At 35.3% G+C, this 12,496-nt stretch carries 8 protein-coding genes; 7 read left to right on the top strand and 1 reads right to left on the bottom strand.

Annotation, left to right across the window (positions count from 1 at the left end; all coding sequences use genetic code 11):
- Nucleotides 1–258 (bottom strand): hypothetical protein (locus BUB51_RS09700; RefSeq protein ID WP_278294264.1); only part of this gene is annotated, 258 nt, incomplete at its 3' end.
- 248 nt (nucleotides 259–506) lie between these two features.
- Between BUB51_RS09700 and rpoB the strand changes: the two genes are divergently transcribed.
- The 7 genes from rpoB to tuf all read left to right on the top strand — a co-directional run bounded on the left by rpoB (nucleotide 507) and on the right by tuf (nucleotide 12,494).
- The gene (gene rpoB / locus BUB51_RS09695; protein ID WP_083599590.1) at nucleotides 507–4,100 is read left to right on the top strand and encodes a DNA-directed RNA polymerase subunit beta; all 3,594 of its coding nucleotides are present in this window, start codon (nucleotides 507–509) and stop codon (nucleotides 4,098–4,100) included.
- Between the two features lie 53 nt (nucleotides 4,101–4,153).
- Nucleotides 4,154–7,666: a DNA-directed RNA polymerase subunit beta' gene (gene rpoC, locus BUB51_RS09690; RefSeq protein ID WP_073197411.1), complete on the top strand. Its 3,513-nt coding sequence runs from the start codon at nucleotides 4,154–4,156 to the stop codon at nucleotides 7,664–7,666.
- A gap of 134 nt (nucleotides 7,667–7,800) precedes the next feature.
- A complete protein-coding gene (locus tag BUB51_RS09685) occupies nucleotides 7,801–8,049 on the top strand; it encodes a L7Ae/L30e/S12e/Gadd45 family ribosomal protein (RefSeq protein ID WP_278294263.1) in 249 nt (82 codons plus the stop codon).
- A 27-nt stretch (nucleotides 8,050–8,076) separates the two neighbouring features.
- Nucleotides 8,077–8,490: a 30S ribosomal protein S12 gene (gene rpsL / locus BUB51_RS09680; RefSeq protein WP_035164313.1), complete on the top strand. Its 414-nt coding sequence runs from the start codon at nucleotides 8,077–8,079 to the stop codon at nucleotides 8,488–8,490.
- 146 nt (nucleotides 8,491–8,636) lie between these two features.
- The gene (gene rpsG, locus BUB51_RS09675) at nucleotides 8,637–9,107 is read left to right on the top strand and encodes a 30S ribosomal protein S7 (RefSeq protein ID WP_035164312.1); all 471 of its coding nucleotides are present in this window, start codon (nucleotides 8,637–8,639) and stop codon (nucleotides 9,105–9,107) included.
- A gap of 82 nt (nucleotides 9,108–9,189) precedes the next feature.
- Entirely contained in the window at nucleotides 9,190–11,259 is a 2,070-nt protein-coding gene (gene fusA, locus BUB51_RS09670) for an elongation factor G (RefSeq protein WP_200791937.1), read from the top strand.
- A 41-nt stretch (nucleotides 11,260–11,300) separates the two neighbouring features.
- The gene (gene tuf / locus BUB51_RS09665; protein ID WP_073196251.1) at nucleotides 11,301–12,494 is read left to right on the top strand and encodes an elongation factor Tu; all 1,194 of its coding nucleotides are present in this window, start codon (nucleotides 11,301–11,303) and stop codon (nucleotides 12,492–12,494) included.
- Nucleotides 12,495–12,496 lie beyond the last annotated feature (2 nt).

Genomic DNA, 12,496 nt, shown 5'->3' with positions numbered 1-12,496 from the left:
TGGTATATCTGTTAAACTTGTTTTTATCTTCATCTTTGCTGCAATTGATAAAGCTAATATATTTTCCATTGGTATGTGCTTATTTTTCTTTCGCTTATCTTTAAATACTTTTGTTAAATCCTTTATTAACCCCTTTCTATTCATTTTCATTATTATATCGTCTATTAAATTTGGAAAACTTATATCAGCTGCATCAATTCTTCCTTTTCTAATTGATTCTATTATTTTTTCTTTATCTTTTCTACTTATCTGCATCATATATTATTTATCGGCACTTTTTATCATTATCTTAAATTACGAATTGAAGTTCTATATAAAAATTTCCTTGACATCTACAAATCGTTATGATAGTATTATAAAATGCATTATAGTGGAGTTTTATAAAGATAATTGAATAAAAGTCGTTTTTTTTGGGAAAATTATTAAATGTATGTCTTTTATTTATCAAATAAAGTTAATAATAAGGCATGTTACGCCTTTAGTTTCTAATAAGGGGTGAATAATTAATGGTACATCCTGTTTCAGTTGGCAAAAGAACTAGAATGAGTTATTCAAAGATTAATGAAGTTCTAGAATTACCAGATTTAATTGAAGTACAAAAAAAGTCATATGAATGGTTTTTAAAAGAAGGACTAAAAGAAGTTTTTGAAGATATTTCACCAATCGAGGATTATACAGGCAATTTGATTTTAGAATTTGTAGATTATAATATTTCGGGAGAACCAAAGTACGATGTAGAAGAATGTAAAGAAAGAGATGTTACATATGCAGCACCTTTAAAGGTTAAGGTTAGATTAATAAACAAGGAAACAGGAGAGGTTAAAGAGCAGGAAGTATTTATGGGAGATTTCCCTTTAATGACAGAAAAGGGAACTTTCATCATTAATGGTGCGGAGAGAGTTATAGTAAGCCAATTAGTAAGATCGCCAGGAGTTTACTATTCAGAGCAGATTGATAAAACGGGAAAGAGGTTGTACTCGGCGACTGTAATTCCAAATAGAGGAGCATGGTTAGAATACGAAAGCGATTCTAACGATGTTGTATTTGTTAGAGTAGATAGAACAAGGAAAGTACCGGTTACTGTACTTATAAAAGCATTAGGATGTGGAACCAATGCAGACATAATGGAATTGTTTGGTGAAAGCTTACAGCTTGAGAAGACTTTGGAAAAGGATAATACGAAAACTCAAGATGAGGCGCTTTTAGAGATTTATAAAAGATTAAGACCGGGCGAACCACCAAACGTAGAAAGTGCTAAATCGCTTTTGAATTCATTATTTTTTGATCCAAGAAGATATGATTTTGCCAAAGTTGGTAGATATAAAATCAATAAAAAATTGGCATTAAGAGACAGAATTGCGAATTATAGAGCGGCTGATGATATAATTGATAAAAATACAGGAGAAATTTTAGTTGAAAAGGGAGAAAAAATATCTAGAGAAAAGGCTTTGGAAATTGAAAATGCTGGAATTAATTCTGTTGATATTTTAACAGATGAAAATAGAGTGGTTAGAGTTATAGGGAACCATTTTGTTGATATAAAGGCTTTTAATCTTCCTTTTCCGATAGAAGATTTAAAAGTTAAAGAAAAAGTATATTATCCTGTAATGAAAGAACTTATTATGAAATATAAAGAGCCAGATGAATTGAAGGAAGCTATAAATGAGAAAGCTAGGGAATTAAGTCCAAAGCATATTATTATTCCTGATATAATAGCTACTATTAATTATGAATTTAATTTATTTTTTGGTATAGGTGAAACTGATGATATCGACCATTTAGGTAATAGAAGACTTCGTTCAGTTGGAGAGCTTTTGCAGAATCAATTTAGAATCGGTTTATCAAGGATGGAAAGAGTAGTTAGAGAAAGAATGACTATTCAGGACATTGATGTTGCAACTCCTCAACAACTTGTTAATATCAGACCTGTTGCAGCTGCGATAAAAGAGTTTTTTGGTAGTAGCCAGCTTTCTCAATTCATGGATCAAACTAATCCGCTATCAGAGTTGACTCATAAAAGGAGGATGTCTGCTTTAGGACCGGGTGGTCTTAGCAGGGATAGAGCTGGTTTCGAAGTAAGGGACGTTCATCATTCACATTATGGTAGAATGTGTCCTATAGAGACGCCAGAGGGTCCAAACATAGGACTTATTACTTCTTTAGCGACTTATGCAAGAATTAATGAATATGGATTTATTGAAGCTCCATATCGAAAGATAGATAAAGAAAGAGGAGTAGTAACTGATGAGGTTGAATATCTAACTGCTGATGTTGAAGATAAGTATGTAATAGCACAGGCTAATGAGCCTTTAGATGAGGAAGGTAGATTTATAAATAAAAGGGTAGTAGCGAGAGGTAAAAAAGGAGTAATAGACGTGGTCCCTAGAGAAGAAATAGATTATATGGACGTATCACCTAAACAAATTGTATCTGTAGCTACTGCAATGATACCATTCTTGGAAAATGACGATGCAAACAGAGCGCTGATGGGTGCCAACATGCAGAGACAGGCAGTACCGCTAGTAAGACCTGAAGCACCTATTGTAGGAACAGGAATGGAATACAAGGCAGCTAAAGATTCTGGAGTAGCTGTTGTTGCTAAAAATGATGGTGTAGTTACAAGAGTTAGTGCAAATGAGATAGTAGTAAAAAGAGATTCAGATGGAGGATTAGATACTTATAGGTTATTGAAATTCAAACGTTCAAATCAGGGTACTTGTATAAATCAAAGACCAATAGTAGAAAAGGGAGAAAGAATAAGAAAAGGTGAAGTAATAGCGGATGGTCCATCAACTGATTTAGGTGAGATTGCTTTAGGTAGAAATTTACTTATAGGCTTTATGACATGGGAAGGTTATAACTATGAGGACGCTATATTATTAAATGAGAGATTAGTTAAAGAAGATATTTTAACTTCGATTCATATTGAAGAATATGAGGCAGAAGCAAGAGATACAAAACTTGGACCGGAAGAAATCACTAGAGAAATACCAAATGTCGGAGAAGATTCATTAAAAGATTTAGACGAAAGAGGGATAATAAGAATAGGTGCAGAAGTAGAAGCTGGCGATATATTGGTTGGAAAAGTAACGCCTAAGGGAGAGACAGAGCTTACTGCTGAAGAAAGATTATTAAGAGCAATATTTGGTGAGAAGGCTAGGGAAGTAAGAGATACATCTTTAAGAGTACCACACGGTGAATCTGGAATAATAGTTGACGTTAAAGTATTTACAAGAGAAAATGGTGACGAATTACCACCAGGTGTAAATCAATTAGTAAGGGTATATATTGCTACAAAACGTAAGATTTCAGTAGGGGATAAAATGTGTGGTAGACATGGTAATAAAGGTGTTATATCCAGAATATTACCAGAAGAAGATATGCCATTTTTACCAGATGGTACTCCATTAGATGTTGTACTTAATCCGCTAGGCGTACCTTCACGTATGAACATTGGTCAGGTACTTGAAGTTCACTTAGGTTTGGCAGCTAAAGCATTAGGCTGGCATGTTGCTACACCTGTATTTGACGGGGCAACTGAGGAAGATATAGAAAAAGCTCTAGAAAAAGCAGGATTGCCACGTACAGGTAAGATTCTTTTAAGAGATGGTAGATCAGGAGAACCATTTGATAATCCTGTTACAGTAGGATATATGTATATGCTAAAATTACATCACCTAGTTGACGATAAGATTCATGCAAGGTCAACAGGACCTTATTCATTAGTTACACAACAGCCTCTAGGCGGTAAGGCACAATTCGGAGGACAGAGATTTGGAGAGATGGAAGTTTGGGCATTAGAAGCATATGGCGCAGCTCATACACTTCAAGAGATATTGACGGTAAAATCTGATGATGTAGTTGGACGTGTTAAAACTTATGAAGCGATAGTTAAAGGAGAAAACATACCAGAACCTGGTGTACCAGAATCTTTCAAAGTATTAATAAAAGAATTACAGAGTTTAGCGCTAGATGTTAAGGTGTTGTCAGATGAAGATGACGAAATTGAGATTAAAGAATCTGTAGATGATGAAGTAAGTGATATTAATTTAAGTTTAGATTCAACTGAAATTCGTGAAGAAAAAAGTAAGGAAAAGTAATTGAAGTTAATATAGATAAAACCCATTTTTAGATAGAAGGGAGAGAGGCCTCCTTGTTCGAATTAAATAACTTTGATTCAATAAAAATTAGTTTAGCTTCTCCAGAGAAAATAAGACAGTGGTCCAGAGGTGAAGTAAAAAAACCTGAAACTATAAATTACAGGACATTAAAGCCAGAAAAAGAAGGGCTTTTCTGTGAAAAGATATTTGGCCCTACAAAAGATTGGGAATGCCATTGTGGTAAATATAAACGTGTAAGATACAAAGGTGTAATATGTGATAGATGTGGTGTTGAAGTAACAAAATCTAAAGTAAGAAGAGAGAGAATGGGGCACATAGAATTAGCTGCTCCTGTATCTCATATTTGGTATTTTAAAGGCATTCCTAGTAGAATGGGATTAATTCTTGATATGTCACCTAGAGCTTTAGAAAAAGTGCTATATTTTGCTTCTTACGTAGTTATAGATCCGGGTGACACTCCACTGTCGGAAAAACAATTACTCAATGAGAAAGAATATAGAGAAGCTTTAGAGAAATATGGTAATAAATTTAAGGCGGGGATGGGTGCCGAATCTATAAAAGAGTTATTAAAGAAAATCGATTTAGATAAAGAAGCTATGGAGTTGAGAAAAGAGTTAAAAGAAAGCTCCGGTCAAAAGAAAATAAGAATAATAAGAAGACTTGAAGTTGTTGAGGCATTTAGACAGTCAGGGAATAGACCTGAATGGATGATATTAGATGTAATACCCGTTATTCCACCTGATTTAAGACCTATGGTTCAGCTTGATGGTGGTAGATTCGCAACTTCAGACTTAAATGATTTATATAGAAGAGTAATAAATAGAAACAACAGACTTAAAAGGTTATTAGATCTTGGAGCACCAGATATTATAGTAAGAAACGAAAAGAGAATGCTTCAAGAAGCTGTAGATGCATTAATTGATAATGGTAGGAGAGGTAGACCTGTAACTGGACCAGGAAACAGACCTTTGAAGTCATTATCTGATATGTTAAAAGGTAAGCAAGGTAGATTTAGACAGAACTTACTTGGTAAGAGGGTTGACTATTCAGGTCGTTCAGTTATCGTAGTTGGTCCAGAACTTAAATTTTATCAATGCGGTCTTCCAAAGCAAATGGCATTAGAACTATTTAAGCCATTTGTTATGAGGAAATTAGTTGAGGAAGGCTATGCACACAATATTAAAAGTGCAAAGAGGATGGTAGAGAGGGTTAAGCCAGTAGTATGGGATGTATTAGAATCAGTTATAAAAGAACATCCTGTATTATTAAACCGTGCTCCGACACTTCACAGGTTAGGTATTCAAGCATTTGAACCTGTACTTGTTGAAGGTAAAGCTATTAAACTGCATCCATTAGTATGTACAGCATATAATGCTGACTTTGACGGAGACCAGATGGCAGTACACGTGCCATTGTCAGCAGAAGCACAGGCTGAGTCGAGATATTTGATGATGTCAATTAATAATATTTTGGCTCCTAAAGACGGTAGACCTATTACGACTCCTACTCAGGACATGGTTCTTGGTAGTTATTATTTAACTATTGAGATTCCCGGGGAAAAAGGAGAGGGAATGGTATTTAAAGACTATGAAGAAATGCTGATGGCATATCAAAATGGAATAGTTGGTTTACATGCTAAAGTAAAAGTACGCAGAAAATTAGATGAAAATGACAGAGGTAAATTAGTTGAAAGTACAGTAGGTAGATTTATATTTAATGAACACATTCCACAAGATTTAGATTTTGTTGATAGAACGAAAGATAAATATTCATTAGAAATAGATACTTTAGTAGATAAGAAGATGTTAGGGAAAATTATCGAAAGATGTTATAGAAAACATGGCAATACAATAACAGCGATTGTGTTAGACCATATAAAAGAGATGGGATTCCATTTTTCAACAGTTGGGGCTATTACAATTAGTGTAAGTGATATAATTATACCTGAAGAGAAAGAGAAATTATTATCTGAAGCTGAAGAACTTGTAGATAAGTATGAAAAGGCATATAGAAGAGGATTGGCTTCAGATGAAGAAAGATATGAAAAGGTAATTGAAGTTTGGAATAGAACTACAGAAAAAGTAACAGAGGCATTGATGAATAACTTAGATAGATTAAATAGTTTATTCATAATGTCCCATTCAGGAGCGAGAGGTAGTAAAAATCAGATAAGACAGCTAGCCGGTATGAGGGGACTTATGGCAAATGCTTCGGGTAGAACAGTTGAAGTTCCTATTAAATCGAACTTTAGAGAAGGTTTATCAGTTCTTGAATTCTTTATTTCGACACACGGTTCCAGAAAAGGTCTTGCAGATACAGCATTAAGGACAGCAGACTCAGGATACTTAACTAGAAGATTAGTAGATGTAAGTCAAGACGTAATAGTAAGAGAAGAAGACTGCGGAACAGATCAAGGAATAGTAGTATCAGCTTTTAAAGATGGTAACGAAGTAATCGAGGAATTATGGGATAGAATCGTAGGAAGATTTGCTGTTGAAGATATCATACATCCTGAAACAAATGAGATTATTGTTAAAGCAGGAGAGCTTATCGATGAAAACATGGCAGATAAAATAATCAAAGCTGGGATAGAAAAGGTTAAGGTAAGATCTGTATTAACATGTAAGACTAGACATGGTGTATGTGCTAAATGTTATGGTAGAAACCTTGCGACTGGTGAGTTGGTAAATGTAGGAGAGGCAGTAGGAATTATTGCAGCACAGTCGATCGGTGAGCCGGGTACACAGCTTACAATGCGTACATTCCATACTGGTGGAGTTGCTGGTGCCGATATTACACAAGGTTTACCGAGGGTAGAAGAATTGTTTGAAGCTAGAAAACCTAAAGGGCTTGCAATAATATCAGAAGTTTCAGGTGTTGTTTCAATAAATCAAACAAGAAAGAAAAAAGAAGTGATAGTAACTACTGAAGGTGGGGAATCAAAGGTTTATACAATCCCTTATGGTTCAAGAATAAAAGTAAAACAAGGAGAATATATTGAGGCAGGAGATGAAATTACTGAAGGTTCAGTTAACCCACATGATATATTAAAGATAAAAGGTGTAGTTGGAGTACAGACATACTTGGTAAAAGAAGTACAAAGAGTTTATAGAATGCAAGGTGTTGATATCAATGACAAGCATATTGAAATAATTGTAAGACAGATGCTAAATAAAGTGAAAGTAGAAGACGCTGGAGATACTAGTTTGTTACCAGGAGGTCTTGTAAGTATATTCGAATTTGAAGATGAAAATAAACGAATTGTAGAACTTGGTGGAAGACCTGCTGTTGCGAGAAGAGTACTTCTAGGTATTACAAAAGCTTCGTTAGCTACTGAATCTTTCTTGTCGGCAGCTTCTTTCCAAGAGACGACTAGAGTATTAACTGAAGCAGCTATTAAGGGTAAAAAAGATAGATTGATTGGTTTGAAAGAAAATGTTATAATTGGTAAATTAATACCAGCTGGAACAGGAATGAGACGATATAAAAGCATAGCAATAAATAAGAAAGTTGATAGTGTGGAAGAAGAAGCTAATACATTATAAATTGTTGACAGTAATCTTAACTGGTGTTAAAATATATTAGTGTGTCAAATTATATAGTTGACTTTTTGAATATCTAAGAAGATTATACGGCATATGCCGTATAGTCTTCTAGATATTTTAAAAAGGAGGAGACTATGATGTTATCAATGTTAAAAGATGCTAAAAAAGTTGTAGGTACAAAGCAGGCTAAAAGGGCAGTTATTAATGATAAGGCTAAAATAGTATTTGTAGCTAAAGATGCTGATCGTCATGTTGTTGACGATTTGATTAAAATGTGTGAAGAAAAGTCTATTGAGATAGTATATGTAGATAGTATGAAGGAATTAGGTAGTGCCTGCGGAATTGAGTTAAAGGCAGCTTCAGCTGCGATATTAAAAGAATAATGCAACAGTTTGGAAGGAGGTGCCTGTATGCCAACAATAAACCAATTAGTAAGAAATGGAAGAAAGAAAGTTACAAAAAAATCAAAGGCTCCACACTTACAAGTAGGATTTAACTCATTAAAAAAGAGACCTATTAATGTGAGTTCACCACAAAAAAGAGGAGTTTGTACTGCAGTAAAAACTGTAACTCCTAAGAAGCCTAACTCAGCGTTAAGAAAGATTGCAAGGGTAAGGCTTACTAACGGTTATGAGGTTACTGCATATATTCCGGGTATTGGACACAACTTACAAGAGCACAGTGTTGTTCTTATAAGAGGTGGTAGGGTAAAAGACTTACCTGGTGTTAGATATCATATAATTAGAGGAACTTTAGATGCAGCTGGTGTGGAGAACAGAAAACAAGGTAGATCAAAATACGGTACTAAGAGACCTAAAAAGTAGATTGCTTGAATGTGCTAGAATGCAGAGGCCTTAACTCTTCATAGGGTTAAGCGTCCCTTTTATATAGAGGCATTTTTGAGCACGACGGCAATTTTCTATTGTCGAGTACCTATGAATTAAATTTAATTGTTAAGGAGGGAAGTACAGTGCCAAGAAGAGGACGTGTACCAAAAAGAGAAGTTATGGAAGATCCGATTTACAGAGACAAGGTAGTTACTAAGTTAATAAATCAAGTAATGTTAGATGGTAAAAAAGGAGTTGCTCAAAGAATAGTTTATGGAGCATTCGATTATATTAGAGAAAAAACTGGTCAAGATCCATTAGAGGTTTTCAGAAAAGCTTTAGAGAATGTTATGCCTTTACTAGAAGTTAAAGCAAGACGTGTTGGTGGTGCTACTTACCAAGTTCCAGTAGAGGTTAGACCTGACAGAAGACAGACATTAGGTATCAGATGGCTAGTTAATTATTCAAGACAGCGTGGAGAAAGAACAATGCAGGAAAGATTAGCTAAAGAGATTATGGATGCTGCTAACAATGTAGGTGCGAGTGTTAAGAAAAGAGAAGATACTCATAAGATGGCAGAAGCTAATAAAGCATTTGCACACTATAGATGGTAATTTGAATAAAAAGTGTTTAAGATTAGCGATTTAGGAAAGTATAATGATTAGAGCAGATTATGCAGCAGAAAGGAGGAGTATTGTGGCTAGGAAAATTCCAATCGAAAAAACACGTAACATTGGAATAATGGCTCATATAGATGCTGGTAAAACTACTACTACAGAAAGGATATTGTTCTATACAGGTAGAATTCATAAAATAGGTGAAACACATGAAGGTGCTTCACAAATGGACTGGATGGAGCAAGAGCAGGAGAGAGGAATTACAATAACTTCTGCTGCTACAACATGTTTTTGGAGAGAGCATAGGATCAACATCATAGACACACCTGGACACGTGGATTTCACTGTTGAGGTTGAAAGATCACTTCGTGTATTAGATGGTGCTGTTGCAGTTTTCTGTGCTAAAGGCGGGGTTGAGCCTCAATCAGAAACAGTATGGCGTCAAGCAGACAAATATAATGTACCTCGTATAGCTTTTGTAAACAAAATGGATATAATGGGAGCTGACTTCTTTAGAGCTGTTGAAATGATGAAAGACAGATTAGGTGCTAATGCAGTGCCAATCCAGCTTCCAATAGGTAAAGAAGATACTTTTGTTGGTATAGTAGACCTTGTAAATATGAATGCAAGAATTTATAAAGATGATTTAGGAAAAGAGATAGAAGTTACAGATATTCCAGATGAAATAAGAGATTTAGCTGAAGAGTACAGAGAGAAATTATTAGAAGCTATAGCAGAACAAGATGAAGAGTTAATGATGAAATATCTTGAAGGTGAAGAATTAACTACTGAAGAAATAATAAGTGCGATAAGAAAAGCAACTATAAATGTTGATATAGTTCCTGTACTTTGCGGTTCTGCTTATAAAAATAAAGGCGTGCAGATGTTACTTGATGCGGTTGTTGATTATTTACCATCACCAGTGGATTTACCAGCAGTAAAAGGTATGAAACCTAATAGTGATGAAGAAATAGAAAGAAAGGCTTCAGATGATGAGCCATTCTCAGCTTTAGCATTCAAAATAATGGCTGACCCATATGTTGGTAAATTGGCATTCTTCAGAGTTTATTCTGGAGTGCTTAGATCAGGTTCATATGTATTAAATTCAACTAAAGGCAAAAAAGAGAGAATAGGCCGTATCTTACAAATGCATGCAAATAAGAGAGAAGAAATAAGCGAGGTTTATGCTGGAGATATAGCTGCAGCAGTTGGTTTAAAATCAACAATAACTGGAGATACTTTATGTGATGAGAATGCTCCAATAGTATTAGAATCAATGGAGTTCCCAGAGCCTGTTATTTCAGTTGCTATAGAGCCGAAGACTAAAGCTGGTCAAGAAAAAATGGCTATAGCTTTAGCAAAACTTGCAGAAGAAGACCCAACATTTAGAACATATACTGACCAAGAAACAGGTCAAACTATAATTTCAGGTATGGGTGAGTTACACTTAGAGATTATAGTAGACAGACTTTTAAGAGAATTTAAAGTTGAAGCTAATGTAGGTAAACCACAAGTTGCTTATAAAGAAACAATCACTAAGGCTGTTGATGTAGAAGGTAAGTTCGTAAGACAATCAGGTGGACGTGGACAATACGGACACGTTAAGATTAAGATGGAACCAAAAGAAAGAGGAACAGGTTACGAGTTTGTTAACCAAATTGTTGGTGGTGTTATACCGAAAGAATACATCCCAGCAGTTGATGCAGGTATTCAAGAAGCTATGTTAAATGGTGTTCTTGGTGGATACCCTGTATTAGACGTTAAAGTTACATTATATGATGGTTCATACCACGAAGTAGACTCATCAGAAATGGCTTTCAAGATTGCAGGTTCTATGGCATTCAAAGAAGGTATGAAGAAAGGAAACCCTGTACTTCTTGAGCCGATAATGAAAGTAGAAGTTGTAGTACCTGAAGAATACATGGGAGATGTAATGGGAGATATTAACTCAAGAAGAGGTAGAGTTGAAGGTATGGAATCAAGAAGTGGAGCGCAAGTAATAAGAGGATATGTTCCACTAGCTGAAATGTTTGGTTATGCAACAGATTTACGTTCAAAAACACAAGGACGTGGAACTTATGTAATGCAATTTAGCCATTACGAACCAGCTCCAAGCAGTGTTGCGGAGAAGGTTTTAGGAAATAAATAATATGACAGCAAAATATAAAAAATTATAAAGGAGGAAGAGGAATGGCAAAGGCAAAATTTGAGAGAACAAAGCCACACGTAAACATAGGAACAATAGGACACGTAGACCACGGAAAAACAACATTAACAGCAGCGATAACAACAGTATTAAATAAGAGATATGGAACAGGAGAAGCAGTAGCATTTGAAAATATAGACAAAGCACCAGAAGAAAGAGAGAGAGGAATTACAATATCAACAGCACACGTAGAGTACGAAACACCAAATAGACACTATGCACACGTTGACTGTCCAGGACACGCAGACTACGTAAAGAACATGATAACAGGAGCAGCACAAATGGACGGAGCGATATTAGTAGTATCAGCAGCAGACGGTCCAATGCCACAAACAAGAGAGCACATATTATTATCAAGACAGGTAGGAGTACCAAAGATAGTAGTATTTTTAAACAAAGCAGACATGGTAGATGACGAAGAATTAATAGAATTAGTAGAGATGGAAGTAAGAGAATTATTAAACGAATATGAATTTGACGGAGACAACACACCAGTAGTAGTAGGATCAGCATTAAAAGCATTAGAAGATCCAGATGGAGAATGGGGAGATAAGATAGTAGAATTAATGGAGAAAGTAGACGAAACAATACCAACACCAGAAAGAGATACAGACAAACCATTCTTAATGCCAGTAGAGGACGTATTTAGTATAACAGGACGTGGAACAGTAGCAACAGGAAGAGTAGAAAGAGGAACATTAAAAGTACAAGACCAAGTAGAGATAGTAGGATTAACAGACGAACCAAGAACAGTAGTAGTAACAGGAGTAGAGATGTTCAGGAAGATGTTAGACGAAGCACAAGCAGGAGACAACATAGGAGCATTATTAAGAGGAGTACAAAGGGACGAAATAGAGAGAGGTCAAGTATTAGCTAAGCCAGGAACAATCACACCACATACAAAATTCAAAGCAGAAGTATACGTATTAACAAAAGAAGAAGGTGGAAGACATACACCATTCTTCAATGGATACAGACCACAATTTTATTTTAGAACAACAGACGTAACAGGAACAATTAATTTAGAAGAGGGCGTAGAGATGTGCATGCCAGGAGATAATGCAAGATTTACAATAGAGTTAATCACACCAATAGCATTAGAGGAAGGATTAAGATTTGCGATTCGTGAAGGTGGAAGAACTGTAGGAGCAGGTGTTGTTACTGAAATTATTGAATAATA

Source organism: Caloranaerobacter azorensis DSM 13643 (assembly GCF_900129995.1).
Taxonomy (GTDB): Bacteria; Bacillota; Clostridia; order Tissierellales; family Thermohalobacteraceae; genus Caloranaerobacter; species Caloranaerobacter azorensis.
The sequence above is the reverse complement of the archived record's forward strand: the minus strand, read 5'-3'. Positions and strand labels throughout refer to the sequence as shown.

Bases quoted from the DNA above. Each gene is read 5' to 3' on its own strand.
- BUB51_RS09685 (WP_278294263.1), top strand. From the start codon at position 7,801: ATGATGTTATCAATGTTAAAAGATGCTAAAAAAGTTGTAGGTACAAAG.
- tuf (WP_073196251.1), top strand. From the start codon at position 11,301: ATGGCAAAGGCAAAATTTGAGAGAACAAAGCCACACGTAAACATAGGA.
- rpoB (WP_083599590.1), top strand. From the start codon at position 507: ATGGTACATCCTGTTTCAGTTGGCAAAAGAACTAGAATGAGTTATTCA.
- rpsL (WP_035164313.1), top strand. From the start codon at position 8,077: ATGCCAACAATAAACCAATTAGTAAGAAATGGAAGAAAGAAAGTTACA.